Origin of the sequence: Amycolatopsis pithecellobii, from assembly GCF_009707865.1 — a bacterium.
GTDB classification, from domain to species: Bacteria; Actinomycetota; Actinomycetes; order Mycobacteriales; family Pseudonocardiaceae; genus Amycolatopsis_E; species Amycolatopsis_E pithecellobii.
Genome location: NZ_WMBA01000049.1, coordinates 1 through 25,465, shown reverse-complemented (window position 1 = coordinate 25,465; position 25,465 = coordinate 1). Strand labels below are relative to the sequence as shown.

32 protein-coding genes are annotated in these 25,465 nt (G+C 66.7%); 15 read left to right on the top strand and 17 right to left on the bottom strand.

Annotated features, from left to right (window positions below; translation table 11 throughout):
- The first annotated feature begins 4 nt into the window (after positions 1-4).
- On the top strand, positions 5-955 hold the full coding sequence (locus tag GKO32_RS26435) for a PLP-dependent cysteine synthase family protein (RefSeq protein ID WP_154759609.1): 951 nt from the start codon (positions 5-7) through the stop codon (positions 953-955).
- A gap of 96 nt (positions 956-1,051) precedes the next feature.
- Here the strand turns inward: GKO32_RS26435 and GKO32_RS26430 are convergent, their stop codons facing one another.
- Entirely contained in the window at positions 1,052-1,411 is a 360-nt protein-coding gene (locus GKO32_RS26430) for a group I truncated hemoglobin (RefSeq protein WP_154759608.1), read from the bottom strand.
- Positions 1,412-1,551: 140 nt separating this feature from the next.
- Here GKO32_RS26430 and GKO32_RS26425 point away from each other — a divergent pair, with 140 nt between their 5' ends.
- The 5 genes from GKO32_RS26425 to rdgB all read left to right on the top strand — a co-directional run bounded on the left by GKO32_RS26425 (position 1,552) and on the right by rdgB (position 5,323).
- Positions 1,552-2,184 carry a rhomboid family intramembrane serine protease gene (locus tag GKO32_RS26425; RefSeq protein ID WP_154759607.1) on the top strand — a complete coding sequence of 211 codons (633 nt, stop codon included), beginning with the start codon at positions 1,552-1,554 and terminating at the stop codon, positions 2,182-2,184.
- A complete protein-coding gene (murI, locus tag GKO32_RS26420) occupies positions 2,181-3,002 on the top strand; it encodes a glutamate racemase (RefSeq protein WP_312868567.1) in 822 nt (273 codons plus the stop codon). Before GKO32_RS26425 ends, murI begins: the two co-directional genes overlap by 4 nt.
- Positions 3,003-3,101: 99 nt before the next feature.
- Positions 3,102-3,866, top strand: a complete 765-nt coding sequence (locus GKO32_RS26415; protein WP_312868566.1) for an MBL fold metallo-hydrolase — start codon at positions 3,102-3,104, stop codon at positions 3,864-3,866.
- A gap of 78 nt (positions 3,867-3,944) precedes the next feature.
- Positions 3,945-4,724: a ribonuclease PH gene (gene rph, locus GKO32_RS26410; protein WP_312868565.1), complete on the top strand. Its 780-nt coding sequence runs from the start codon at positions 3,945-3,947 to the stop codon at positions 4,722-4,724.
- A complete protein-coding gene (gene rdgB / locus GKO32_RS26405; RefSeq protein ID WP_312868564.1) occupies positions 4,721-5,323 on the top strand; it encodes an RdgB/HAM1 family non-canonical purine NTP pyrophosphatase in 603 nt (200 codons plus the stop codon). Before rph ends, rdgB begins: the two co-directional genes overlap by 4 nt.
- Here rdgB and bcp read toward each other — a convergent pair.
- From bcp to GKO32_RS26390, 3 genes are all read right to left on the bottom strand, one after another.
- The gene (gene bcp / locus GKO32_RS26400; RefSeq protein ID WP_154759605.1) at positions 5,320-5,790 is read right to left on the bottom strand and encodes a thioredoxin-dependent thiol peroxidase; all 471 of its coding nucleotides are present in this window, start codon (positions 5,788-5,790) and stop codon (positions 5,320-5,322) included. The genes rdgB and bcp overlap by 4 nt on opposite strands.
- A gap of 18 nt (positions 5,791-5,808) precedes the next feature.
- Positions 5,809-6,339 (bottom strand): hypothetical protein, encoded by a 531-nt coding sequence (locus GKO32_RS26395; RefSeq protein ID WP_312868563.1) that lies wholly within the window; start codon positions 6,337-6,339, stop codon positions 5,809-5,811.
- 192 nt (positions 6,340-6,531) lie between these two features.
- Entirely contained in the window at positions 6,532-6,714 is a 183-nt protein-coding gene (locus tag GKO32_RS26390) for a hypothetical protein (RefSeq protein WP_154759604.1), read from the bottom strand.
- A 173-nt stretch (positions 6,715-6,887) separates the two neighbouring features.
- On the opposite strand from GKO32_RS26390, the gene GKO32_RS26385 reads away from it, so the two are divergent.
- On the top strand, positions 6,888-7,667 hold the full coding sequence (locus GKO32_RS26385) for a hypothetical protein (RefSeq protein WP_312868562.1): 780 nt from the start codon (positions 6,888-6,890) through the stop codon (positions 7,665-7,667).
- A gap of 3 nt (positions 7,668-7,670) precedes the next feature.
- Here GKO32_RS26385 and dprE2 read toward each other — a convergent pair whose 3' ends face one another.
- The 5 genes from dprE2 to GKO32_RS26360 all read right to left on the bottom strand — a co-directional run bounded on the left by dprE2 (position 7,671) and on the right by GKO32_RS26360 (position 11,016).
- On the bottom strand, positions 7,671-8,411 hold the full coding sequence (dprE2, locus tag GKO32_RS26380) for a decaprenylphospho-beta-D-erythro-pentofuranosid-2-ulose 2-reductase (RefSeq protein ID WP_312868561.1): 741 nt from the start codon (positions 8,409-8,411) through the stop codon (positions 7,671-7,673).
- A 25-nt stretch (positions 8,412-8,436) separates the two neighbouring features.
- On the bottom strand, positions 8,437-8,904 hold the full coding sequence (locus GKO32_RS26375; RefSeq protein ID WP_154759602.1) for a DUF4383 domain-containing protein: 468 nt from the start codon (positions 8,902-8,904) through the stop codon (positions 8,437-8,439).
- Positions 8,905-8,965: 61 nt separating this feature from the next.
- Complete coding sequence (locus GKO32_RS26370; protein WP_154759601.1) at positions 8,966-9,787, bottom strand: ABC transporter permease; 822 nt, start codon at positions 9,785-9,787, stop codon at positions 8,966-8,968.
- Entirely contained in the window at positions 9,747-10,559 is an 813-nt protein-coding gene (locus GKO32_RS26365) for an ABC transporter ATP-binding protein (RefSeq protein ID WP_154759600.1), read from the bottom strand. The genes GKO32_RS26370 and GKO32_RS26365 overlap by 41 nt, the downstream gene beginning before the upstream one ends.
- Positions 10,552-11,016 (bottom strand): MarR family winged helix-turn-helix transcriptional regulator, encoded by a 465-nt coding sequence (locus GKO32_RS26360; protein WP_446680219.1) that lies wholly within the window; start codon positions 11,014-11,016, stop codon positions 10,552-10,554. The genes GKO32_RS26365 and GKO32_RS26360 overlap by 8 nt, the downstream gene beginning before the upstream one ends.
- Before the next feature lie 71 nt (positions 11,017-11,087).
- Between GKO32_RS26360 and GKO32_RS26355 the strand changes: the two genes are divergently transcribed.
- Complete coding sequence (locus GKO32_RS26355) at positions 11,088-11,351, top strand: DUF2277 domain-containing protein (RefSeq protein WP_154759599.1); 264 nt, start codon at positions 11,088-11,090, stop codon at positions 11,349-11,351.
- A gap of 106 nt (positions 11,352-11,457) precedes the next feature.
- Here the strand turns inward: GKO32_RS26355 and GKO32_RS26350 are convergent, their stop codons facing one another.
- Both GKO32_RS26350 and GKO32_RS26345 read right to left on the bottom strand, forming a co-directional pair.
- Positions 11,458-12,114 (bottom strand): alpha/beta fold hydrolase, encoded by a 657-nt coding sequence (locus tag GKO32_RS26350; RefSeq protein WP_154759598.1) that lies wholly within the window; start codon positions 12,112-12,114, stop codon positions 11,458-11,460.
- Positions 12,111-12,611 (bottom strand): pyridoxamine 5'-phosphate oxidase family protein, encoded by a 501-nt coding sequence (locus GKO32_RS26345; RefSeq protein WP_154759597.1) that lies wholly within the window; start codon positions 12,609-12,611, stop codon positions 12,111-12,113. Before GKO32_RS26345 ends, GKO32_RS26350 begins: the two co-directional genes overlap by 4 nt.
- A gap of 51 nt (positions 12,612-12,662) precedes the next feature.
- On the opposite strand from GKO32_RS26345, the gene GKO32_RS26340 reads away from it, so the two are divergent.
- Complete coding sequence (locus GKO32_RS26340; protein ID WP_312868560.1) at positions 12,663-13,295, top strand: winged helix-turn-helix transcriptional regulator; 633 nt, start codon at positions 12,663-12,665, stop codon at positions 13,293-13,295.
- Positions 13,296-13,306: 11 nt separating this feature from the next.
- A complete protein-coding gene (locus tag GKO32_RS40270; protein ID WP_166459741.1) occupies positions 13,307-13,663 on the top strand; it encodes an IS1096 element passenger TnpR family protein in 357 nt (118 codons plus the stop codon).
- A gap of 5 nt (positions 13,664-13,668) precedes the next feature.
- Here GKO32_RS40270 and GKO32_RS26330 read toward each other — a convergent pair whose 3' ends face one another.
- Positions 13,669-14,628, bottom strand: coding sequence for a nucleoside hydrolase (locus GKO32_RS26330; RefSeq protein ID WP_154759595.1), 960 nt, complete (start codon positions 14,626-14,628; stop codon positions 13,669-13,671).
- Between the two features lie 12 nt (positions 14,629-14,640).
- Between GKO32_RS26330 and GKO32_RS26325 the strand changes: the two genes are divergently transcribed.
- Together GKO32_RS26325 and GKO32_RS26320 are read left to right on the top strand one after the other, a co-directional pair.
- On the top strand, positions 14,641-15,399 hold the full coding sequence (locus tag GKO32_RS26325; protein WP_154759594.1) for an acyltransferase: 759 nt from the start codon (positions 14,641-14,643) through the stop codon (positions 15,397-15,399).
- Positions 15,396-16,340 (top strand): DUF2332 domain-containing protein, encoded by a 945-nt coding sequence (locus GKO32_RS26320; protein WP_208024551.1) that lies wholly within the window; start codon positions 15,396-15,398, stop codon positions 16,338-16,340. Before GKO32_RS26325 ends, GKO32_RS26320 begins: the two co-directional genes overlap by 4 nt.
- Positions 16,341-16,353: 13 nt before the next feature.
- Here the strand turns inward: GKO32_RS26320 and GKO32_RS26315 are convergent, their stop codons facing one another.
- Positions 16,354-17,127 carry a hypothetical protein gene (locus tag GKO32_RS26315; RefSeq protein WP_154759592.1) on the bottom strand — a complete coding sequence of 258 codons (774 nt, stop codon included), beginning with the start codon at positions 17,125-17,127 and terminating at the stop codon, positions 16,354-16,356.
- Between the two features lie 249 nt (positions 17,128-17,376).
- On the opposite strand from GKO32_RS26315, the gene GKO32_RS40640 reads away from it, so the two are divergent.
- Positions 17,377-17,637: a DUF2332 family protein gene (locus GKO32_RS40640; RefSeq protein WP_376766001.1), complete on the top strand. Its 261-nt coding sequence runs from the start codon at positions 17,377-17,379 to the stop codon at positions 17,635-17,637.
- Here the strand turns inward: GKO32_RS40640 and GKO32_RS26305 are convergent.
- The 4 genes from GKO32_RS26305 to GKO32_RS26290 all read right to left on the bottom strand — a co-directional run bounded on the left by GKO32_RS26305 (position 17,565) and on the right by GKO32_RS26290 (position 21,960).
- The gene (locus GKO32_RS26305) at positions 17,565-18,425 is read right to left on the bottom strand and encodes a sulfurtransferase (protein WP_154759591.1); all 861 of its coding nucleotides are present in this window, start codon (positions 18,423-18,425) and stop codon (positions 17,565-17,567) included. The two genes, GKO32_RS40640 and GKO32_RS26305, sit on opposite strands and share 73 nt — an antisense overlap.
- Before the next feature lie 41 nt (positions 18,426-18,466).
- Positions 18,467-19,243: a TauD/TfdA dioxygenase family protein gene (locus tag GKO32_RS26300; RefSeq protein WP_166459740.1), complete on the bottom strand. Its 777-nt coding sequence runs from the start codon at positions 19,241-19,243 to the stop codon at positions 18,467-18,469.
- A gap of 59 nt (positions 19,244-19,302) precedes the next feature.
- Positions 19,303-20,256 carry an isocyanide synthase family protein gene (locus GKO32_RS26295; protein WP_208024549.1) on the bottom strand — a complete coding sequence of 318 codons (954 nt, stop codon included), beginning with the start codon at positions 20,254-20,256 and terminating at the stop codon, positions 19,303-19,305.
- 279 nt (positions 20,257-20,535) lie between these two features.
- The gene (locus GKO32_RS26290; RefSeq protein WP_154759640.1) at positions 20,536-21,960 is read right to left on the bottom strand and encodes a helix-turn-helix domain-containing protein; all 1,425 of its coding nucleotides are present in this window, start codon (positions 21,958-21,960) and stop codon (positions 20,536-20,538) included.
- 226 nt (positions 21,961-22,186) lie between these two features.
- On the opposite strand from GKO32_RS26290, the gene aceA reads away from it, so the two are divergent.
- A complete protein-coding gene (gene aceA, locus GKO32_RS26285; RefSeq protein ID WP_154759589.1) occupies positions 22,187-23,473 on the top strand; it encodes an isocitrate lyase in 1,287 nt (428 codons plus the stop codon).
- 60 nt (positions 23,474-23,533) lie between these two features.
- Complete coding sequence (gene aceB, locus GKO32_RS26280; protein WP_154759588.1) at positions 23,534-25,132, top strand: malate synthase A; 1,599 nt, start codon at positions 23,534-23,536, stop codon at positions 25,130-25,132.
- The last annotated feature ends 333 nt before the right edge of the window (positions 25,133-25,465 follow it).

The following is a 25,465-nucleotide window of genomic DNA, read 5'->3' as shown; positions in this document are numbered from 1 at the left end:
CCTGATGGCCAGGTTCGAATCCCTGCTCGACGCACTCGGCGGCACTCCGCTGGTGGGTCTGCCAAGGCTGTCGCCGACGCATGACGTCCGGCTGTGGGCGAAGCTGGAAGATCGTAATCCGACGGGCTCGATCAAGGACCGTCCCGCGCTGGCGATGATCGAGGCCGCCGAGCGGGACGGCACCCTTCGCCGTGGTGCGACGATCCTTGAGCCGACGTCGGGTAATACCGGGATTTCGCTGGCGATGGCCGCGAAACTCAAGGGGTACGGTCTGGTGTGTGTGATGCCGGAGAACACTTCGGCTGAGCGCAAGCAGTTGTTGCAGGCTTATGGTGCGCGCATCGTGTACTCGCCGGCGGCGGGTGGTTCGAACGAGGCGGTGCGGCGGGCGAAGGAACTGGCGGAACAGAACCCGGAATGGGTCATGCTGTACCAGTATGGCAACCCCGCCAACGCCGACGCGCATTACCGGACGACCGGCCCGGAGATTTTGAAAGACCTGCCGACGGTGACACATTTTGTGGGTGGGCTCGGTACCACCGGCACCTTGGTCGGCGTCGGGCGTTATCTGCACGACCAGAAACCGGACGTGCAGATCATCGCGGCCGAACCGCGTTACGGTGAGCTGGTTTATGGATTGCGTAACCTGGACGAAGGATTCGTGCCGGAGCTCTACGACCCGACTGTCCTGAATGGACGATACTCGGTCGGTGCCTACGATGCCCTCCGCCGCACCAGGGAATTGCTGGAACACGAAGGCATCTTCGCTGGAATCTCGACGGGCGCGGTACTGCACGCAGCACTGGCCGTCGCGGAAAAAGCGGCGGCAAAGGGCGAAAAAGCGGACGTCGCCTTCATAGTCGCAGACGCCGGCTGGAAATATTTGTCAACAGGCGCCTACAGCGGCACCCTGGACGACGCGGCCGCAAGACTGGACGGCGAACTCTGGGCATAAAAAGCCCAGAGTTGGGTGGTCATCCCGTCGCCTGACACCGCCACGATCACTTTGCGGCGGTTTTGTGTGCGTCCAGAAGGCGCTGAACCTAAACCCCTAAACGCCCGCTGACACGATGTCGTCTGCCAGGGGGGCGATGGCTCCGATGATGGTGTCGATCGTCCCCTGCGGGACCCCTGCCTCGCTCAGCGCCTCCACCAGGTGTTTGGCCACCAGGTCGAAATGGTGCCGGCTGATACCGCGCCCACGGTGTACGTCCTTCATCGACCGGCCCCGGTACTCGTCGGGTCCGCCTAGTGCGGCGGTGAAGAACTCGACCTGCATTCCCTTCAACCGGGGCAGGTTGGTGCCCTTGAAGAACCCGGCCAGTTCCGGGTCCGCCAGCACTCGGTCATAGAAATCGTCGACCACCGCGATCAGGGCTTCCTGCCCGCCGATCTCCTCGTAGATGCTCATGCACCAAGCGAAACGAGTCGCTGTTTCCGGAAGGTTAGCGCAGGATCAACGCCACGCAACCGAAAACTCACCAAGAGTATCGGGGATTTCAGGGTTTTCACCCGAGGCCACAAGCCTGCCGACTGGGTAGCTTTGTAGACATGAGCACGCTGCCCGCCCCCACGGAACCCGCGAAGCGGATTCTGCCGGTGAAGTACAAGTCCGCCGGCATCGTGGTGCTCGCCTTCACCGCGCTCCTGTACCTCATGGAGCTTATCGACACCGGGCTGCACCACGGGCTCGACGACGAGGGTGTCATCCCGAGAACGCTGTCGGGGCTCGACGGCATCGTGTGGGCGCCGGTCCTGCACGGCAGCTGGGCGCACCTGTTCGCCAACACCATCCCGGTCGTCGTGTTCGGGTTCCTCGCCATGGCGTCCGGGCTCGCCAGGTGGGTTGCGGTCACCGCCCTCATCTGGGTCGTCAGCGGACTCGGCGTATGGCTCACCGGGGACAGCGGCACCTCCACGATCGGCGCTTCGGGCCTCGCGTTCGGCTGGCTCGCGTACCTGCTGGTGCGCGGGATCTTCAACAAGGCGTTCGGGCAACTGGTGCTCGCCGCGGTGCTGCTGCTGATCTGGGGCGGCACCCTGTGGGGCCTGCTGCCCGGCAACCCCGGCATCTCCTGGCAGGCACATCTGTTCGGCGCGCTCGGCGGGATCATCGCGGCATGGCTCGCCGCCAGGGCGGACCGCGCGAAGGTGAGAAAGGCCTCCGGTACCGTCGGGGCGTGATCAGTCGCGAGTCCCCGATCGGCGTGTTCGACTCCGGCGTCGGCGGGTTGACGGTCGCGCGCGCGATCCTCGAGCAACTCCCGCACGAGCAGCTGCGCTACGTCGGTGATACCGAGCACAACCCGTACGGCCCGCTGCCCATCGCCCGCGCCCGTGAGCTGGCACTGTCCGCATTGGACGAAATGGTCGGCGACGGGGTGAAGGCGCTGGTGATCGCGTGCAACACCGCCTCCGCCGCCTGCCTGCGTGACGCGCGTGAACGCTATGACGTGCCGGTGATCGAGGTCGTGCTGCCCGCGGTCCGGCGCGCGGTCTCGGCGACCCACACCGGCCGCATCGGGGTCATCGGCACCGAGGGCACGGTGCGCTCCCGCGCCTACGACGACGCCTTCGCCGCGGCCCGCGACGTGACGATCACGAGCGTCGCCTGCCCGCGTTTCGTCGACTTCGTCGAGCGCGGAATCACTTCCGGCCGGCAGATCCTCGGCCTCGCGCAGGGATACCTGGAACCGTTGCTGCGCGCGGAAATCGATACGCTCGTGCTCGGCTGCACGCACTATCCACTGTTGACCGGCGTGCTGCAGATCGTCATGGGCCCCGAGGTGACACTCGTGTCCAGTGCGGAGGAAACGGCCAAGGATCTGGTGCGGATGCTGACCGAACAGGACCTCCTCGCCGAGCGCGACACCCCGCGCCAGCACGAGTTCATCGCGACCGGTTCGCCCGAACCGTTCGCCCGCCTCGCCCGGCGGTTCATGGGCTTCGCCCCCGGCGCTACCAATCCGACCAAAAGTAGGCGAACCACGAGCAACAGGTAACCGTTGCCACGCAAGTCGGATAGCCGTGACTGTGGTCGGATTGGTAATGAACGGCGCTGCATTTCGCCCGCGACGCGCTGACGTGGCAGGGTGTCGCATGTGCGACTCACCATTCTGGGCTGTTCGGGCAGCATCCCGGGGCCGGGCAAGGCCGCGTCCGGCTATCTCGTCGAGGCCGAGGGTTTCCTGCTCGGACTGGACTTGGGCAACGGGACGTTCGCCGAACTCCAGGCGCGTCGCGACCCGTTCACCCTCGGCGCGGTCGTGCTTTCGCACCTGCATCCCGATCACTGCGCGGATTTCGGCGCGCTGACAGTGTTGCGCCGCTACCATCCCCGCCCACCGTTCGACGTGAACGCGCACAAACTTGCGGTGCACGCACCCAAAAACGCGCCGCAGCGGCTGGCGAAAGCGTATGCGCCCAACGACATCGAGCTCGCCGAGACAGATCTGTCCGACGTCTTTTCCTTTCACCCCTTTGACGGCGCCACCGGCATCGGCCCGTTCGAGGTGAGCGCGATCCCGGTCGACCACCCGACGGAGGCGTTCGGCGTCCGCATCAGCCACGGCGGCCGAACCCTGGCCTACACCGGCGACACCGGACCGTGCGAGAACCTCGACGAGCTCGCCCGTGAGGCCGACGTCCTGCTTTCGGAGGCCACCTGGACCGACGCGCCGGACCGGCCGCCGGGCGTGCACCTTTCCGGCAAGCAGGCCGGCGCACTCGCCCGTCGCGCCGGGGCGGGGCGCCTGCTGCTGACGCACATCGCGCCGTGGAGCGACCGCATCGCCATCCTTGCCGAAGCGCGGGCGGAATTCGCCGCCGCGAGGCTCGTCGAGCAGGGCGCGACGTACGAGGTCTGATCGCCCCCTCTATCCCGCCCGCCAGCCCGACCACCACCCCTCATCGAGGCGCTTCGCGCCGCAGAATAGCCTCCTAGCGTGGCACGTAAAGACGGTAGAAACGACGACGAGCTCCGCGAAGTGAAGATCACCCGCGGGTTCCAGGACTGGCCTGCCGGGTCGGTGCTGGTCGAGTTCGGCAGGACCCGGGTGTTGTGCGCGGCAAGCGTGACCGAAGGGGTGCCGCGCTGGCGCACCGGTTCGGGGCTGGGCTGGGTCACCGCGGAGTACGCGATGCTGCCCTCGGCCACCCACGACCGCAGCGATCGCGAGTCGGTCAAGGGCCGCATCGGCGGGCGGACGCACGAGATCAGCCGGTTGATCGGCCGTTCCCTGCGCGCGTGCATCGACCTGGCCGCGCTGGGCGAGAACACGATCCAGCTCGACTGCGACGTCATCCAGGCCGACGGCGGCACCCGTACGGCGGCGATCACCGGTGGGTACGTCGCGCTGCATGACGCCGTCACCTGGTTGGCCGCCGCCGGCCGGCTGGCCGACCCGAAACCGTTGTCCGCCATGGTTTCCGCGGTCAGCGTCGGTGTGGTGGACGGCCGCGTGCGGCTGGACCTGCCGTACGAGGAGGACTCCCGCGCCGAGGTGGACCTCAACGTCGTGGCAACCGACGCCGGCACCCTCATCGAGGTACAGGGCACCGGCGAAGGCGCGACCTTCACCCGGTCCACTTTGGACAAGATGCTGGATCTCGCACTGGCCGGATGTGAAGAGCTGACCCGCAAACAGACGGCCGCGCTCAACGAGCCGTATCCCGGCGAGCTGCCCGAGCCGCGCACCGGGAAGAAGTCGAAGGGCACCAAGTGACACGCATCCTGCTGGCCACGCGCAACGCGAAGAAACTGGGCGAGCTGCGCCGGATCCTTGATGCGGAAGGGATTTCCGGCATCGAGGTGCTCGGGCTCGCGGACGTCGACGAGTTCGCCGAGGCGCCGGAAACGGGTGCGACGTTCGAGGAGAACGCGCTCGCCAAGGCCCGTGACGCGGCGGCCGCGACGGGATTGCCCGCTGTGGCGGACGATTCCGGGATCGCGGTCGACGCCCTCAACGGTATGCCCGGGGTGTTGTCGGCACGCTGGGCCGGCCGCCACGGCGACGATCTGGCGAACCTGGAACTGGTGCTGGCGCAGACCTCGGACACGCCGGACGAGCGGATGGGCGCGGCGTTCGTCTGCGCCGCCGCACTGGTCGTCCCTGCTGGCGCGGAAACCGTTGTCCGCGGCGAATGGCGCGGCACCCTCGCGCGCAAACCCCGTGGTACCAACGGTTTCGGCTACGACCCGATCTTCGTGCCGGAGGGTGGGACCCGTACCTCAGCCGAGCTGGACCCGGCCGAAAAGGACGCGGTTTCCCACCGCGGCCGCGCCCTTCGCGCGCTGCTGCCGCACCTGCGCTCGCTCGCCTAGGCCGAGATCGAAAGGTCCTTCAGCAGCTTGGCGACGTGGCCGGTGGCGCGGACGTTGTACAGGGCCTTTTCGATCTTGCCCTCGGGGTCCACGACGAACGTGGAGCGGATGACGCCCTGCACGATCCGGCCGTAGTTCTTCTTCTCCCCGAACGCGCTCCATTCGGTGAGCACGGCCTTCTCCGGGTCGGACAGCAACGGGAAGGTCAGCTTCTCCGCGGCGGCGAACTTCGCCAGTTTCTCCGGCTTGTCCGGCGAAATGCCCAGCACCTGGTAACCGGCCCCGTTGAGCTCGGCCAGGTTGTCCCGGAAGTCGCACGCCTGTTTCGTGCAGCCGGGCGTGCCCGCCGCCGGGTAGAAGTACACGACGACCCGCTGCCCGCGATAGTCGGAGAGCGAGACCTTGTTCCCCTCGCTGTCGGACAGGGTGAAATCGGGAGCCGGGTCACCGGTGGACAAACGCTGCATACCCCGGACTGTAGCCGGTCAGGCCGGACCGCAGTAGACGGCGACGACGGAGCTCGTCGCGGTCGGCCGCAGCGACAGGCGCAGCTCGGCGGGCTGCTGCGCGACCGCGAAGGCCAGCGTCACCCGCACGTCACGCCCCGTGGGCACATCCTTGCCCGCGTCGACGATGCCGCTGTAGCCCTGGGTCGGATCGACGACCTGCTTCGCCGAGGACCCACCGACCATCGCCGACACCGACAATCCCGACAGGCGGTACGGCTGCGGTCCATCGTTGGCGATCGCGATCTCGAAGGCGACGGCGCGATCACTGCGCGGGTAGGCGCTGGTGCTGGGGCGGAACGACTTCGGCGTGGACACCGAGATCGTGATCCCCTCCGCGAAGCGGTACTGCCCGCCGAAGTCGAGCATCCGCTGCGCGGGTGCCGGCGCCGCCTGCAGAGCGGGGCTACCGGCATCGTTACGGGCGGCGATGCCCGGCGATGCGGGCGCGCCGCACGCGGCCAGCCCGATGAGGGCAGCCGCGGTCAAGGCGAGCGTCGGGGTGCGCACAGCGGCAACTTCCTTTGCACTCACAAGGTCCCGGCTGCGCCGTTCGGGGTAGGCACTTATGCCGGGACGCGTCCCACTCTGTCGGGACGGGCCCGCCACCGCGAGCGGCGAGGGTGTGTTGAGGCGCACCTGGTGTCGGGCTGTGGCCGATCCGTGACCGGAACGGTACCGCCCGTGACCGTCGTCACTACGTCACGTGGCGAGCGCGAAAAACAGGATGAGGCCGCCGATCCCGAGCACCCACACCACGATCAGCCAGCCGAAGTCGCGCCACGGATCGACGGTGTGGTTCTCCTCGCCGGGCACGTACACCCCGCGTTGCTCGAACCAGTCCGCAAAGCGCGCGGCCCAGCGGAACGGGTTGGGTCCCGGCATGCGTCTCACCTCCGGCGTCCACGGTACGGGGTTCCCGTAGGGGCATTTCCGCTACCTAGGCGTCACGCATCGTCGAAAAAACTCTTGATGGGCTGTGACTGTGCTCACGATGATGGCAACGAACTGGTAACGGCGGTTAAGTATGTCGCGGACGGTGACGAACGAAGGGCTTTGTGAGCGTGCCTAGCAACAACATGAACTCGCGGCAGGGTGACGGAAGCGATCAGGTGAGTGTCGCCGACCTGCTGCGGCGTGAGGGCATGACGGAAGAGCTGGCCGCCATCAAGGCGCCCCTCAAAGCCCCTGTCGTCGACGATGCCCCCACCGACCGGATCCCCGTCGTCGAACTCCTGCGCAGGGAGGGACGCTGGGACCGTCGCAAGGCGGGCAAGGTGGGTGCGCTCGCCGCCGGTGTCGCCGCACTGGCCGGGATCGCCGTCACCGCGCTGAGCACCGGTCAGCTGCACGACACCGCGGCGTCCACGACCGGCGGCATGGGTGGCGGCTACGTGCCGCCGCCCGAGGCGAAGACGAGCCAGCTGAGCAGCCCGCCGAGCCTGGCGTCCAGCGATACCGCGACTCCCGGCAGCACGTCCGCGGGAACGCCGGGCAGCACGAGCACGAGGGCCGTCACGGGTGGTGTCGCGGCGCAGGCACCGGCTCCGGCGCAGCCCGCCGGTAGCAGCTCGCCGAGCGGCCGGCCGCGGGCGACCGATGGTCCCGTCGCGGTCCAGCCGGCCCCGAGCGCCCCGACGACGGACAGCACCACGACAACGTCGAAGTCGGACCCGCCGCCGGCGTCGACCACGACCACGACCAGCCCCACGTCGCAGCAGCCCGCGGCCGCGCGCCCGAGCCAGCCGACGACGACCACCACCGACAGCGAAAAGCCGAAGAGCGGCGGTTTGGTGGGGGGCCTGCTCGGCGCGGTCGGCGGCCTGCTGGGCGGCTGAGACTCAGCGCGGCAACCGGCGCCACACGGCCCGGGGAAGCAACCGCATGAGGAAGAACGCGGGGCGGAGCACGGCGGGAACCCACACCTCACCGCGCCCGCGCCGCAACGCCGCGACGGTCGCATCGGCGACCTGATCCGGCGTACTGGAGAACGGCGCGGGCGACATGCCTTCGGTCATCCGGCCGATCACGAAGCCGGGCCGGACGAGCAGCAGCCGCACCGGTCCGCCGTGCAGCGCATCGGCGAGGCCGCTGGCGAACCCGTCGAGCCCCGCCTTCGCCGAGCCGTACACGTAGTTCGCCCGCCGCACCCGGATACCGGCGACGGAGGAGAACACGACGATCGTGCCGTGCCCCTGCGCCCGCAAGACATTCGCGATCTCAGTGAGCACGTGCACGTGGGCGAGGTAGTCGGTGTGCACGACGGCTGCCGCGTGCGCGGCGTCGTTCTCGGCGCGCTGCTGGTCGCCGAGAATGCCGAAGGCCACCACCACGACATCGATCGGCCCGTGCTGGGCGACCACTTCGTCGAGCACGGGCCGGTGCCGGGCGAGGTCATCCGCGTCGAACTCGACACGGGCCACACTTTCCGCGCCTGCCTTGCGCAGCAAGGCTTCCTGCTCGCCGAGATCGTCACTGCGCCGTGCGGCCAGCACCACCGTCCGACCGGGCTCGACGAGCCGTTGCGCGACCGCGAGGCCGATCTCACTGCGGCCGCCCAGCACCAGAACCGTTCCGCTCACGCGGAGCAGTGTGCCATCCGATTCGTCAATGGGCCGGTTCCGGTGTCACGGCGTGCAGGCGCTTGCGTGCCGGGAGGATCGCCATGATGAGCCCCACGACGGCGGTGCCGAGGTGGAGCCAGTTGTCGCTGTCGTTGAGGTTGAGCGGGTTGCCCCAGCCGGACAACGGGTGGCTGGCGATCATCCCGGTGATCATCAGCCCCCAGACTCCCACAAGGCCGAAACCGATGAACAGGATCCAGCCGTAGGTCCGGGAAAGCCCGGAGCTGGACGCCATCAGCAGACCCAGCACCCCGGCGACCACGTTCATCACGCTGTGCAACGGGTTGATCATGAAGCCGAGCACCAGCACGTCGTGACGGCCGGCGAAATTGGCGAATCCCGTGCGGACGAGGCCGTAGATGCCGAACGCCAGATAGAGCAGGCCCACCAGGCCGGCGATAACCTGCACCGGTTGTAACCCTTGGACTCGGATGTCATTCGAAGTGGCCATGATCGGTGTCCCCTTCTCGGTGTGCGCAGGGGAGTACCCGTGGCGGCCGGGCGGCAAACTCCTACCGGGCCAGCCTGCCCAGCAGCGCCGAAGCCACGCTGACCGCGAGCACGAGCGCGCCGATGAGCACTCCGAAAGACAACCCGTACCGGGCCGGAGTGCCGATCAACAGCCCGCGCAGCACTTCCACTTCGTAGCTGAGCGGGTTGATGTGGTTGATGACCCTGAGCCAGCCAGGCATGACCTCGATCGGGTAGAGCGCGTTGGAAGCGAAGAACAACGGCATCGTGATCGCCTGCCCGATGCCCATCAGCCGCTCCCGTGAAAGCACCAGCCCGGCGATCACAATGGACAGACAGCAGAAGAAGGCCGAACCGAGCACGAGTGCGATCGCCATCGCGATGAGTTTCAGCGGGTTCGCGGTCAGTCCGACACCCAGGATCGCGGCCAGGATCAGCACCATCACCGCCTGTACGAGCGCACGCAATCCGGCCGCGAAAGCCTTGCCGGTCACCAAAGCCGCGCGTGGTGTCGGCGTGACGAGCAGTTTCGCGAGCACTCCCGCGTCACGTTCCCAGATGATCTGGATGCCGTAGAAAATCGCGATGAACAGCGCCGACTGCGCGAGGATACCGGGGGCGAGAAAATCCAGGTACGGGATGTTCCCCGTCGGAATGGCCCGGATACGGGTGAACGTCTCCCCGAAGATCAGCAGCCACAACGCGGGCTGGATCGCCCTGGTGACGAGCTCCGACCGGTCGCGGCGGAGTTTTTGCAGTTCCACCAAGCACATCGTGCCGATCCGGGACAGCAGCAACCGCAGTTGCCGGAGCGGGCCGGGGTTATCCCAGACGGCGGGCGGTACGGCGAGCGGCACGGACATCCCGGATCCCTCCTTCGTCGAGCTGGTCACCGGTCACGGCGCGGAACACGTCATCCAAAGTGGACTCTGGGCCGAGGTTGGCTTCGAGTTCGGCAGGCGTGCCGAGCGCGCGGATCCGGCCGCGGTGCATCAAGGCGATGCGTTCGCAGTATTGCTCGGCTTCATCCATGTAGTGGGTCGTGACGAGGACGGTCATTCCCGTGTCGGCGCGGATCTGCTCGATACGTGCCCAGACGTTCGAGCGCGCGACCGGGTCCAGACCGATCGTGGGTTCGTCGAGTATCAGCAGACGGGGCGAGCTGACCAGCGCCTGCGCGAGTTCCAGGCGGCGGATCATGCCGCCCGAGTACCCCGAGGCCTGACGATCCGCGTCCTCGGTCAGCCCGACGGCGTCGAGTGCCTCGGCGACGCGGTCCTTGCGTTCCCGTCGCGGCACGTCGAACAGCCGCGCGAACAGGGCGACGTTTTCCCGGCCGGTCAGCGTCCCGTCGGCGGAAAGTTGTTGCGGCACATAGCCGATCAGCCTGCGCACGGCCATCCGCCGCCCGGCGTCGAGCCCGAACACCTCGACGCTGCCGTGGGTGACCGGGAGGAGGGTGGTGATCATCCGCAGCGTTGTCGTCTTTCCCGCGCCATTAGGGCCGAGCAGCCCGAACACCTGCCCGGTCGGGACTTCGAGATCGATGCCGTCGACCGCGACCTTGTCCCCGAAGGAATGCCGGAGCCCGGTGCAGCGGATCGCGGGCGGGTTGCGGGTGCCGAGGTCAGTCATGGTCCCCGTCCTCCTCGATCGAGGCCAGCAGGCGGCCGATCGCGGGCAGCGCACCGGCGATCGCTGTTCTGTCCACTTCGGACAGTTCGGCGAGTTTGCCCGCCACGTACTGGGTTCGGGTGCGCCGCCAGGTGGTGAGCCTGGCGTGCGCGGCACCGGTCAGCTCGAGCCGGACCGCGCGCCGGTCCGCCGGATCCACGTGGCGGCGCAGCATCCCGGCTTCGACGAGCTGGTTGACCAGCGTGCTCACGGAATTGCCGGCGAGATGCAGCTTGCGCGCGGCGGCGGCCACCCCGATGCCCGGCCGCATCTCGACCGTGCGGAGTAGTTCGAGCTGGGCGCCACGCAGCGGCGGTTCGAGCCCGGACCGTGCGGCGACGCGCCGCCGCACGCGCCTGCGCAGTCCGGCCATCGCCGACATCAGGTTCTCGGCGAGTGTCGTCTGGTCGGTGCTCACGATTCCGAATGTAGCTCGCAATGAGAGCTATTAGCAAGGCTCAGCTTCTGCGGGGACGTACGCTCGGGGACATGTGCCGAAACATCACTGTTCTGCGTGGCCTGGAGCCGGCGGCGACCGCGGAGGAGATCGAGGCCGCCGCCCGTCAGTACGTGCGCAAGGTGACCGGCGTGCAGGCCCTCTCCGACGCCACCCGCGAGCCATTCGAAGCGGCGGTCGCCGAGATCGCGACCATCACGACGCGACTGCTCGGCGAACTCCCGGCCCGTCGCCAGCCGCCCACCACGGTGCCGCCGTTACGGCGGCCGGAGGTCCGCGCCCGCCTGGCCCGCTGATTTTCACGGGCCGCGGGAGGTAGCTGGTTCGTGGTTCTCACGCGCCCGCGGGGACGGTCACGCACGAGGGGCGAGGGGAAGGCCGGGCTCGCCTGGCCGCTGATTCTCACGCGCCTGCCGGGAGGTAGCCGGTGAGCCGGTCCGCGAGTTCTTCGGGGCGGCTGAGCGCGAGCAGGTGTCCGCCGGGCATCTCGTCCAACTCGATGCCGAGCCGCTCGCGTACGACGGGGCGCTGGAATTCCGGCGGGAAGAACCGGTCGTCACTGCCCTGCAGGAACTTCGTCGGCACCTCGGGCCATTTCGCCAGCGGCCAGGGTTTCGCGAACGGCGCGCCCGACTGGGGAAGGTCACCCGCGGCCATCGCCTGCGCGGTGATATCCGGCGGCACGTCGTGGAAGAAGAATTCCAGCAGGTCGAACCGTTCGTGCAGGCGGTCGTGGCCGGTGTCCGCCCACCACTCGCCGGGCGATTCACCGGGCCGCGGCGTCATCGCGTTCAGCATGATCAACAGCTCCACCGGAGCGCGCTCACACACCAGCGGTGCGGTGAACCCGCCCATCGACTGTGCCACCAGCACCAGCCCCGACCGGTCGCCGATCGCCTCGACCACCACGTCGGTGTACTCGGCCAGCCCGGCCGAGTCGTCACCGGCGGGCAGGTCGACGGCGACGACTTCGTGTCCGCGGGCGGTGAGCTCGGGCACCACGCGATGCCAGTACCACGCCTGACCGCCGGCTCCGGGGATCAGCACGAACGTGCTCATTGGCCGCGGCTCGCGAACTCTTCGGCCGTGCGACCGCCGGGAAAACGCGTCATGAAGTCGAACGTGCCGACCCACGTCGGCCGCACGGCAATGCGGGCCATCCGCACGCCGGACCCCTCCAGTTCCGCGGCGGCGGCCGCCCCCTGCTCCGGCCCGTAGTACCGCTGCTGCATGGCGATGTAGTCCGGTGCGACGCCCTCGATCTCGGTCACTTCCGCGGGGCCGCGGAGCAACAGCACCTGGGGCGGCGGCCCCGCGGTGTCGATCGTGATCGCGACGTCCGGTCGCGCGCGCAGGGCGGTCAACTTGGCCGTGCCCGCGAAGGTCGCGAACACGACTTCCTTGCCGTTCCAGAGAAAAAGCATGGGGAACACCCGCGGGGTGCCGTCCGCCGCGACGTAGGCAAGGCGGGCCAGTTCGGTCGAGTTCAGCATGTTCTGCGCGATGCCGGAGTCCAGCAGCCGGAGATCGCCTTGGGGAACTGTGCTTGTCGTCATACTCCTAATATAGGAGTAGATACTCCTGAAAAGCAAGCTATGATTTGAGGCGTGCGTAGTTATGACGATCCGTGCGGAGTCGCCAGGGCGCTGGACCTGGTGGGCGAGCGGTGGACGCTGCTCGTCGTGCGGGAGCTGCTGTTCGGGGCCAAGCGGTTCAGTGACCTGGTGCGCGGCCTGCCCGGGATGAGCCAGAACGTGCTCTCTCAACGGCTTCGTGATCTCGGCGAGGCCGGGCTGGTCCGCGCTCGCAAGCTTGGCCCGCCCGTGAGCACGCGGGTCTACGAACTGACCGAACGCGGTGCCGCACTCGAACCGGTTCTGATCGAACTGGGCCGGTGGGGCAGCCGGACGGCGCTGCGGCCCGGCCCCGAGCTCAGTGTCGACGCGCTGATGCTCGCGTTGAAGACGACCTACGTTCCCGGTCCGGATTTCGACTGCGAGCTGCGGTTCGACGGTGATGTCTTCGGAGTGTCCGCGATGGACGGACAGCTGACGATCGGGCGAGGCAGCCCCGAACGGCCGGAGGTCGTGGCGGAGCTGGACGCGAAAACGTTGCGGGGCTTGGTTTTCGGCGCTCGTAAGATCCGTGCCGCCGAACGCGCGGGCGAGCTGCGGTTGACCGGTGACAGGGCCGCTTTCGAACGGTTCGCCGGGTGCTTCCCCCGGCCCGAGCCTTTGTAGGGTCCCTGGGCGTGACAACGCCCCTGATCTCGACCTTGGCCGGCCGGGGGCTGTCGCACGCGATCAAACTCAAACGCTGGGTCGGGCAGGTCGCGTGCGAAGTGGACGGTGCTCGCTACTCCGATCCTCGCTACGGCTTGCCCGACCACCGCGACGAGCACGAGCTACGACTGTCCAAAGTGTTCCCTCGCCCGGGCAACGGGCTGCGTTGCGCCTACGATCTCGTCCAGCCGTGGCGGTACCGGATCACCTGCGAAAAGATCTTCGACCCTGATCCCGGGATGCGGTACCCGGCCTGCTCCGGCGTGCCGGACGCCGAACGGGACCGGCAGCTCGCGCGGCTCAGGTTGCCGCAACCGTGGGCCTGACGCGCTCAACGCGTGAGGCGCCCCAGCACGAACTCCCCGATCCCGGCCACGTCGGTGTCCACCGCGACCTGAACGGCGCCCGGGGCGACGGTGCCTTCCCCCTCACCGCGCAGGCCGGGCAGCCGGCGGTCGACGAGGGTGGCGCCGCGGCCGGGGCCGAACGTGGTGTCCACCTCGAGCGGATAGGACTCGGTGCGCAGGATGCCGGGACTGATCGCCTCCGCGACCGCGACCGCGTCGTGCAGCACGATCCCGTCCCACCCGAGCGAGCGCCGGTAGGACGCGAGGTAGTCCGGGGTGAGGGCCTCGAGCGCGGCGCCGATCGGCCCCGTCCCGGCGAGTTTGGCCAGCCAAGCGGTGTCGACGGCGCAGCGGTACGTCAGGTCGAGCGGCACCATCACGCGCGGCACGTCCTCTTCGACGAGCACCCGCCGGGCCGCTTCCGGGTCGCTCCAGACGTTGAACTCAGCGCCGGCCGTGCTGTTGCCACGATCGACCCCGCCGCCCATCAGCACGATCCGGTCGATCTTGTCCTTCACCTGGGGAAAGGCGGCCAGCAGCAGGGCGATGTTCGTCAGCGGCCCGATCGGAGCGATGGTGACCGGTCCGTCCGCCGCCTCCAGCAAGGAAACCAGCAGCCGCACGGCACCGCCGGGTTCGACGTCGCGCTCCGGCTCGGGCAGGGCCGCGGACCGTCCGGACAGCCCGTCACTGCCGTGCACATGCGCGGCGCGGGCGGCCTGCGGATGGACCAGGGGACGCTCGGCACCGGCTGCGACCGGAACGTCATCGCGGCCGCACAACTGCAGGAGGCGCAGCGCGTTGCGGGTGGTGTTCGCCAGCGGGACATTGCCGAACACCGTGGTCACGCCGAGTAGCTCGACGTCGTCGCTCAGTGCGGCGAGCGCGATCGCGAAGGCGTCGTCAACACCCGGGTCCGTATCGATGATCAGCCTGCTGGTCATACCCTCCAACCTATGACATCCATGTGGGGATCGCCCGTACTTTCGCGGGTCGGGGCCTGGCGGCGGGCCCGGCGTGACCCGCGGCAGGCGAGGTTCCTGACCGCCGATTCGCTGCGCTGGGTGCTGCGCCACCGCGCCTACACGCCGTGGTACCTCGTGCGGTACTGGCGGTTGCTGAAGTTCCGGCTCGCGAACCCGCACATCATCTTGCGCGGCATGGTGTTCCTCGGCAAGGACGTCGAGATCCACTGCCGCCCCGGCTACGGGCGGCTGGAGATCGGCCGCTGGGTGCACATCGGCGACGGGAACGCCATCCGCTGTCACGAAGGATCCCTGCGGATCGGGGACAAGGCCGTTTTCGGGCGGCAGAACGTGATCAACGGCTACCTCGACATCGAACTCGGCGCGGCCACGCTCGTCGCGGACTGGGTGTACATCTGCGACTTCGACCACGTGACCACCGATATCACGCTGCCGATCAAGGATCAGGGCATCGTGAAATCGCCGGTGCGGATCGGACCGGACACCTGGATCGGGACGAAGGTGTCGGTGCTGCGCGGCACGCGTGTCGGCCGTGGCTGCGTCCTCGGGGCGCACGCGGTGGTGCGCGGCGACATCCCGGATTACGCGATCGCGGTCGGCTCACCGGCACGCGTCGTGCGTGACCGGCGCGCAGACTACGAGGCCGACACCGAACGCCGCGAGGCGGTCAAGGACATGGCCCGCAAGGCGGACAAGGCACTCCAGAAGACCCTGGAGCAGGGCTGGTGACCGAGGCGATCTCGCGGCTCTACCGGCGGTTCGGCGAGATCGACACGCGCGAACGGTCGCCGGTCTACTCCGACATTTCGTTGCGGGTGGCCGAAGATCCGGAGATCCTCGCCTTTCTCGCCACGCTGACGCCCGCGAAGTACCAGCCGAACCTGTTGTACGGCGCCGTGCAGTACTTGTGCGGACCGATCCCGGACTGGGCCTCGTTCCGCCGGTGGTTCACCGAGCGCACGGGCGAAATCCGGGACGTGATGCTCGCGCGCACGACGCAGACGAACGAGCCGGCCCGCTGCGCGACCCTGTTGCCCGCGCTCGCTTCGCTGCCACAACCGTTGGCACTGCTGGAAGTCGGCGCGTCCGCCGGGTTGTGCCTGCTGCCGGACCGGTACGGCTACGACTACGGCCGGGCGCTGATCCCTGGCGAATTGATGTTGCCGTGCAAGGTGGATCACGCGACGCCGTTGCCCTCGCGGGTGCCGGAGATCGCGTGGCGGGCGGGGCTGGATCTGAACCCACTCGATGTCGCCGATCCGGACGACTGTGCGTGGCTGGAGGCGCTGATCTGGCCGGGGGAGGAGGAGCGGATCCCGCGCCTGCGGGCCGCGCTGGAGATCGCCCGCCGCGACCCGCCGCCGGTGCACCGGGGTGACCTGCGCGCGGATTTCCTTGCCCTGGCGGCGAAAGCGCCCCGTGACGCGACGCTGGTGGTGTTCCACACGGCGGTCATGATGTACGTGCGAGACCGGTCGGACCGGGACGCTTTCGCCGCCGCCGTCGCGGAATCCGGTGCGGTGTGGTTGTCGAACGAGGCCTTGCCGGTGACGCCGGGGTTCCCCGCGGAGCACGAAGTCGTCGTGTCTCGTGACGGCTTCGTGCTGACCCGTGACCGGGCGCCGATCGCACTGACCGACCCTCACGGCACCTGGGTGGAGTGGCTCTGACCGCAGCGGGCACTCAGTGGAAGGCGGCCGCGGCCGCCGTCTCGGCTTCCGGGAGAAGATCCTTACTTTCTTGGATCATTCTCTCGTACCTGCGGTTGTGGTCTCCATTTTCCAGAGCCAGTCGCAGCAGGGCAGCCGACCAATCGTCAAAGAGTGAAAACACGCGATCCACCATGCGTATTGCTTCCGTCCGCTGGGTGGCATCAAGGGATGGCAGTCTTTCCTCTTCTACTTCTGGCGACTTGATACCGTGTGAAGCCTCCGCCAGGTAGTGTTTCGTACCAAAGAATTCGCATTCACGACCATCACGCAAGGTGATTCCCTGGCAATGGCGGAAGATCGTGATCGAAACCGCCTCGATGGACTCAACCATCGCAAAGACGGCGTACGTTGGCGCGGCGGCGGCAAGCGCGGCCAATTCCAGGCAAAGACGCCGAGAGTGCTTGAAGTCGGCTCCCCACAGGACGCGAGCGGTATCCGATAGTGGCATCACCTTGTCTGCTTCCAACTTTTCCAGGTCGGTCAGCATCCACTGCCAGTGGAAGTCCTCCTCGTAGGTATGCGCATTGAGCAGAACCTGCAGTTGGTCAGACTGTGCGCCGCCTTCTTCTTTGCGGAAGACATACTTGTTCAGGTCGGAGTAGCCCATAATGAATGGGACTACACTTGGGCCCCACGCAAGGCGCTTTTCCGCGGGTAGAGACTCGTTGGCCAGTAAGCGCGAAAAAAAGTCGTGATTCTCGTATGACTTACGGCGCTCTTCGATGTAGTCGACTACCTTCTGCACGGACAACTCCATTGCTATCGACTAAAACTCGCGCTGTGATTGTTCAATACCGGGGCTGCCCCGTCAAGGGGGTGAAATGTCCTTGACTTCAGAAACCCGGGCCGACCGTGACAAAAAGGGAAATTCAAAAGCGCAGAAAGGGAAACGCCGGGGCGTCTGAAACCTCAGGTAGGCACCAATTTTCACCTCGCGGGTGAATTGCCGTCTCGATCACCCCTTGGGCACGGCCGGACAGGGGCAGCCGGACCGGTGTGGCTGGAGGCGCTGATCTGGCCGGGGGAGGAGGAGCAGATCCCGCGCCTGCGGGCCGCGCTGGAGATCGCCCGCCGCGACCCGCCGCCGGTGCAGCGGAGTGGCTCTGACCAGGAAAGGCGGTGGAGAAGCTCAGCCCCCGGCGGCATCGGGCGTGGGCACCACGCTGCGAGCCTCCGAGGCTGTCACGACACCGGGGCGCCGCGCTCCACCGGCGCTCCGATGAGCGACCCGTATTCCGCCCAGGAGCCCTCGTAGTTCTGCACATCCGGCCAGTCCAGTAGTTCACGGAGGACGAACCACGTGTGTGCCGAACGCGCACCAACCCAGCAATAGGTGATGCAACTGCTGCGCGCGTCCAAGCCGGAGTAGAGCCGGATCAGTTCGGCGTCGGGCTTGAACGTGCCGTCCTCGTTGAGCACCTCAGTCCATTCAAGGTGCACCGCGCCGGGCACGTGACCCGAGCGCTGCGCCACCTCGTGCGGATTGTTTCCCGGCGCGAACGCCTCGCCGGCGGACCCGGGGGCGAATATCTCCCCTCGGTATTCCTCAGGGGCGCGCACGTCGATCAGGTTCTTGGTTCCGATGGCGGCCAGCACATCGTCACGGGTAGCACGGATCGCCCTATCCGTTTTCTGAGCGAGGTAGACGGTAGGTGTCCGGTTCGGCACCTCCACGACGAGCGGCCTGCCGTCCCGTTCCCACTGGGAACGACCTCCGTCGAGCAGCTTCACCGAGGCGTGCCCATAGAGCTTGAAATACCAGTAGACCTGCGCCGCGAACATGTTCTCGGCGCCCGAATAGAGGACGACCGTGTCGTCGTTGCCGATCCCCTTCGCACCGACCAGCTTCTCGAACTTCTCTCCGCCGATGACGCCCAGCCGGAGGTGGTCCTGGAACTCCTGCGAGCCGATCCAAACCGCGCCCGGAATGTGCCCATTTCGGTACTCGGTGTCACGACTCCCAGTCTCCACAAAAACGATGCCCGGGGTGTCGAAATGGCGCTCACACCATTGAGGGGTGGCCAAAGCCGATTGACGAGTCATGGGTAGCCTCCCGAATACGAAATTTGGCGTGTACCACTGGTTCAGATGACCTGCACCCGCTGCAGGTGGCGCTTGGTCGGTCCGGTGAACGCGTTACGACCGTGCACCAAGGCGGAGTTGTCGGCAATCACGAGGTCGCCCGCCCGCCAGTCGTGGTGATAACAGTATTCAGGCCGGTGCAATCGCTCGGCCAACGTCCCGGCGAACTCGTCGGCCTCCGCCCCGTCGATGCCATGCGCCGTCGCGAACACGGGATTCTTGTACTTCTCCGGAGAAAGCGGTTCGGCGAATCGGAGTATGGGAACGCCCGTGCCGGGATGACGGGCGACCAGCCTTTCGGTAACCTCACCGCCGTAATGCACGACCTTTTCGGTCTGGTAGGTCATGCTGATCTGGGCCCACCGCTCACGCGTTTCGTCGTCGGCGTCTCGGTACACGGCCGTCGTGTCGGAGAAAACGGTCTCACCACCCACACCTGGTGTCACGTCCAAACACTGGAAGAAGAAGAACCTTATGTCTTCCTCGGCGAATGCCCCGTCCCAGTGGAAGGGCACGTCGCCGGCGGCGAACACATAGTTCTTCGGCTTCTCCTGCACGACGAGGTCGATGACCTCGCCCGCGTCCCACTTCAGCACCGGCCCCCATCGGCGACAGTAGTCGGCAAATTCCTCCTTTTCCAGAAATGGAAATCCACGCAGCACCAGCACGCGCGACTCCTCCGTCCAGCGCTGGAGCGTCTCGACCGGAACATCTTCGATATGGGCACCTTCGGGTGCCTCGACGACTCGGCCGAACGGACGCAGTGGAATGTGCTTCATCGCCTCGACGACCGTCGACGTAGAACTCGTCATGGAAGTAAGACCGCCCTTCTGTCGATTTAGGCGCTCAGGTGAGGACCGACGAAATGGCTGGGCCGCCCATCGCGCCACACCAGCAATGCCTTGAACTCCTCGGCTTGCCACCGCTTCACCAAGGACCGCTTGGCGCCATCGTCCAGCACCACCCCATGCCACGGCGTCAGCCATTCGTCCTGGCTGGCCAGTAGTCGCACGCCGATCTTGTCGGAATTCGGCGGCTGCGGATGAATGGACAACCGCACCGCCCTGGGAAAGCGCTCGGCGATCACGCTGCTCCACGCCTGGCTGCGGCTGATGGTGTGAAGCGCGGTCTCCTTCGTCTTGTTCCGTAGCGACGTCCGGGAGCCGTGACCCCCACTGGTGCCCACGGCGTCCTCGAACATGAAGCGGTGAATCCCGTTGAACAGTGTCCGGGCCGACTCGTCGGTCCGGACACTGGCTCTCACTTTGTCGATGGATGGGGCATATTCGGCCTCGAGCACCTTGCGTAGCGCGGGGTAGTCGCTGCCGCCGAAGGCGTCGTCCAAACCGTACAATTCAAGTGAGTCCAGGTTCATATTCTTCGCAGTTTGGGACAAAAGTGCCCGATATTCGGTGACTGTCTGGTCGCAGACCCCGACGACATCACCGAACACGTGCCCGTCGGAACAGATCGTCACCCGCGCGCCCGGCGGGTGGAAATAGCTGACGTATTCGCAGAGCGACTCCAGGGAACCGAGCGCGAGCTGTTCACCGAGATCGGGCAGCGGACCGAGCACCTTGGTCAGATTCGGCGACTTCGCCGGAAAAGCGGGCAACACGAAGTGAATAGGTTCAAGCCGGCGGACGAAGTATTCCACCCTGGCTCGATGTCTGTCGTAAACAGGCGCCTCGGTCGGTTTGTCCGGTCGAACGAAGCGATAAAGGAGCCTGACGACCTGATCTGAAACAGACATTTTAGGGGATATGCTCAGGAAATCGCTCAACGATTCCACTTCCCGTAGCTTCACCAGAAACGCGGCTGAATACCGCGGACCGACGTTGAGGAAAGTACCATGAAATCAAATGGCCGACGGACGAATTTGCCCTTATTGCCCAAGGCCCTTGGACTTGGGGGGAAATCGGAAATTTGAATACCGCTTTTCAGGTGAACGATCTGAAATCGAGATCGTCATAATGATGTCTCGCGGTAAGTTGATCTTTACTGGCTGTCGGCAGGGGTGGTGGGCGTGCTCAGCTACGCCGCTCCGGTCGCGGGTGAATTGCCGTCTCGATCACCCCTTGGGCACGGCCGGATAGGGCACGAACGTGGACGTGTTCTCGTCCACCGTCAGCTGTTTGCCGATCGTGGGGAAGGCGCGTTGCGGGCAGGCCGGGCGCTCGCACACCTTGCAGCCCATACCGATCGGGGTCGCGGCCGCGCGATCGTCGAGGTCCAGGCCAGTCGAGTACACCAGCCGCCGCGCATGCCTGAGCTCACAGCCGAGACCGACGCTGAACATCTTGCCCGGGCTGCCGTAGCCGCCGATGTTGCGCGCGACCGTCCGCGCGATCCAGAAGTAGCTCTTCCCGTCCGGCAGCGTCGCGATCTGCGTGATGATCTTGCCGGGCGAGGTGAACGCTTCGTAGATGTTCCACAGCGGACACGCGCCGCCGACCCGCGAAAAGCGGAAACCCGCTGCGGACTGGCGTTTCGACATGTTCCCCGCGCGATCCACCCGCACGAACGAGAACGGCACCCCGCGCAGCTTCGGCCGCTGCAACGTGGAAAGCCGGTGGCACACCGTTTCGAACCCGACCCCGAAGTGATCGCACAGCCGCTCGATGTCGTAGCGGTACTTCTCCGCCGTGGACAGGAAAGTGCGGTACGGCAGGATCAGCGCGCCCGCGAAGTAGTTCGCCAGCCCCACCCGTGCGAGCGAACGCGCCGCCGCGCCGGAAAACGCCTGCGAGTCGGCCAGCTCGGTGATCAAATCGTCGTACTCCAGCAACGCGATCTGTGAAGCCATCCGGAACGCCCGCTGCCCGACGCGCAGGCTCGGCGCGAGCCGCAGAATCCGGGCATCCGGCTCGTACTTGTGCTGCTGGCCACGTGCCTCGTCGATGCCCTCGTTCGTCACCTTGACGCCGTAATGCCCGGTCAGCCGGTCCTGCAGGGTCCGGTGCACGATGCCCGGTCGCAGATCCATCGCTGCCGCCATCTTCTCCGCGCGCTCGTCCAGCTCGGCGATGTAGTTCTCGTGCTCGTAGAAGAAGTCGCGGACCTCCTCGTGCGGCAGCGGCGCGGCCGCGCTGCCGTGCAGGCCCATGCCGTTCTCGGTGACCAGCGCGGCGGTGGTCTCGATGGCGTTGCGGTAGCTGCGATGCAACTTCACAAGCGCCTGCGCGACGGTCGGGAGGTTGGTCGCCAGGTCGTTGAGCTCGCTGGTGGTCGCCTCCACGGCGACGGCCTCGTCGAGCAGCGCCTCGCGCACGTCCGCGACCAGGCGGGCGGTGTCGTTGCTGGCGAAGAACTCGGTGTCCACCCCGAAGGCCTCGGTGATGCGAAGGAGCACCGGAACGGTCAGCGGACGGGAGTTGTGCTCGATCTGGTTGAGGTAGCTGGGGCTGATTTCCAGCAGCCGGGCGGCGTCGGCCTGGCTCATCGAGCGGCTCTCGCGCAGATGACGCAACTTCGCGCCGGCGAAAGTTTTATCCATCATGCCTCTCCTCGCCGAAATTCTTCCCGCACTGACCGATCAAGGAACCGGTTCAGATACGAAGTTTTCAAGCGGCTGCGAAGCGTGCGTTCGCAACCTTCACAGTATGCTAGGCAAAATTTGCAGAAATTGGCAAATTGGAGCTGTGGTGTCATTTCCACAGGTCATGTCATGGTCAGTGGCAGGACGCGATTCATCGCAACATTCGCAAAGGTGGAGACATCTCATGGCACAGGACTTCGAGCAGGCCGCCGCGGAGCTGACCGCGCGGTGGGAGAGCGACCCCCGCTGGCAGGGCGTGCAGCGGTCCTACAGCGCGGCTGACGTGATCAAGTTGCGGGGCAGCGTGGTCGAGGAACACACGCTCGCCCGCCGTGGCGCGGAAAAGCTGTGGCAGCTGCTCCACTCCGAGGACTACGTCCACGCGCTGGGTGCGCTGACCGGTAACCAGGCCGTGCAGCAGGTGCGCGCCGGTCTCAAGGCGATCTACCTTTCGGGCTGGCAGGTCGCGGCCGACGCCAACCTGGCCGGCCAGACCTACCCGGACCAGAGCCTCTACCCGGCGAACTCGGTGCCGGCGGTCGTGCGCCGCATCAACAACGCCCTGGGCCGCGCGGACCAGATCAGTTGGGCGGAAGGAAACTCGGGCAGCGACGCCCCTGACTGGTACGCCCCGATCGTCGCCGACGCCGAGGCGGGTTTCGGTGGCCCGCTCAACGCGTTCGAGCTGATGAAGGGCATGATCGCGGCGGGCGCCGCGGGTGTGCACTGGGAAGACCAGCTTGCGTCCGAGAAGAAGTGCGGTCACCTCGGCGGCAAGGTTCTCGTTCCAACCAAGCAGCACGAGCGCACCCTGAACGCCGCGCGGCTGGCCGCCGACGTGCTGGACGTTCCGTCCATTGTGGTCGCCCGCACCGACGCGCAGGCCGCGACGCTGCTGACGAGCGATGTCGACGAGCGTGACCAGAAGTACCTGACCGGTGGCCGGACTTCCGAGGGCTTCTACGAGGTTCGCAACGGTATCGAGCCGTGCATCGACCGTGGCCTGGCCTATGCGGAATACGCCGATCTACTGTGGATGGAGACCTCCGAACCGGACCTCGAGGTGGCGCGCAAGTACGCCGAGGCGATCAAGGCGAAGTACCCGGACCAGATGCTGGCCTACAACTGCTCGCCGTCGTTCAACTGGCGCAAGCACCTCGACGACGACACGATCGCCCGTTTCCAGCGTGAGCTGGGCGCGATGGGCTACAAGTTCCAGTTCATCACGCTGGCCGGTTTCCACGCGCTGAACTACTCGATGTTCGACCTGGCGCACGGCTACGCCCGCGAGGGCATGACCGCCTACGTCGACTTGCAGGAGCGCGAATTCGCTTCGGAGGAGCGGGGTTACACCGCCACGAAGCACCAGCGCGAGGTCGGTACCGGCTGGTTCGACCTGGTGTCGACGGCCCTGAACCCGGAGAGCTCGACCACGGCGCTCAAGGGTTCCACCGAAGAAGCTCAGTTCTGATTTGAACGGGCCGGTGCCTTCCGGGGGAAGGCACCGGCCCCAGGTCCCAGGAGGATCGTCATGGCCAGCAGGTTCACGTCCCGGATCGACGTCGCCGGTCCCACCGGGGAGCGGTTCGACGAGATCCTCACCCCGGCCGCGGTGGAGTTCATCGCCAAGCTGGACAACGCTTTCGCCGGCCGCCGACGTGAGTTGCTCGACGCGCGGCGGCAGCGGCGGGAGAAGCTCGCCTCGGGCGAGCAGCCCCTCGGTTTCCTGCCGGAGACCCGGTGGATCCGCAACGACCACTCGTGGCAGGTGGCGCCGGCGGCGCCTGGCCTGGAAGATCGTCGCGTCGAGATCACCGGCCCGACCGACCGGAAGATGACGGTCAACGCGCTGAACTCGGGCGCGAAGGTGTGGCTGGCGGACTTCGAGGACGCGACGTCACCGACGTGGGCGAACATCATCGGCGGGCAGCTGAACCTGCACGACGCGATCCGGCGTAGCATCGACTTTTCCAGTGGCGGCAAGCATTACGCGATCGGGGACAGCCCGGCGACGATCGTCGCGCGGCCGCGTGGCTGGCACCTGGTGGAAAAGCACATCCGGATCGATGGCCGGCCGGTTTCGGCCAGCCTGATTGACTTCGGGCTGTACTTCTTCCACAACGCACGGCAGCTGGTGGCGCGGGGAAGCGGGCCGTACTTTTATCTGCCGAAGCTGGAAAGTCACCTCGAAGCGCGGCTATGGAACGATATTTTCCTGATGGCGCAACGGGAACTCGGCATCCCGCGTGGCACGATCCGGGCGACGGTGCTGATCGAGACGATCACCGCCGCGTTCGAGATGGAGGAGATCCTCTACGAGCTGCGTGAGCACGCTTCCGGTCTCAATGCCGGGCGCTGGGACTACATTTTCAGCATCATCAAGAACTTCGCGGACCACGGTGCGGATTTCGTGTTGCCGGACCGGGCGCAGGTGACCATGACGGTGCCGTTCATGCGAGCGTATACGGAGTTGCTGGTCAGCACCTGTCACCGGCGCGGGGCGTACGCGATCGGCGGGATGGCGGCGTTCATCCCCAGCAAGGACCCCGAAGTGAACGCGGTTGCCTTGGAGAAGGTCCGGCAGGACAAGGAACGCGAAGCCGGTGACGGTTTCGATGGTTCGTGGGTCGCGCACCCGGGCCTGGTGCCGGTGTGCGACGAGGTTTTCACGGAGGTGCTCGGCGGCTGGCCGAACCAGCTGGGCCGGTTGCGTGAGGACGTCACTGTCTCGGCGGACGATCTGTTGAATGTGGCGAGTGCCGGCGGTGAGGTCACGGAAAAGGGTGTTCGCGCCAATATCAATGTGGCATTGCGGTATGTTGATTCGTGGCTGCAAGGTACGGGCGCGGCGGCGATCTTCAACCTGATGGAAGATGCCGCGACGGCTGAGATCGCTCGATGCCAGGTGTGGCAATGGGTCCACAATGGAACCAAACTGGACGACGGCACGGCCGTGACGCACGAGCTGGTTGCCACTTGGCTGGACGAGGAACTCGCCACCGTCCGAGCCGAAATCGGTGACGGGCGCCTCGACGACGCCAGGAAGATCTTCATCGAAACGGCACTGAGCGACCGGTTACCGTCCTTCCTGACGACGGGTGCGTACGCGCGCTACCTGACCGACCTGTGACTCGTCGTTTTCCCCCCTCCTGACGGGAAAACGACTCGCGCTGCACCTTGGCCGGTCAGCGCGGCGAGCGGCCCGGTGGGACCCCCAACTCCCACCGGGCCCCTCTGCACGTACAGAAAAGGAAACCCACCCTGCCAAGGTGACGTCCCGTTGGGCCAGTCATCCCGGAGCCAGCCCGCCGGCGAGGCTCTCTTTTTTGTCGCACCCCGCGCGATGCCCTGGTCCTTTTTGGGTGCGGAGGTGACCGGGCGCGGGGCGCCCTCGTAAGGGCCCCCCGCCCCACTTCGCTGATCGTTGGGGAGGCTTCGTGTTGGTCCGGGGGTGGGAGTGGGC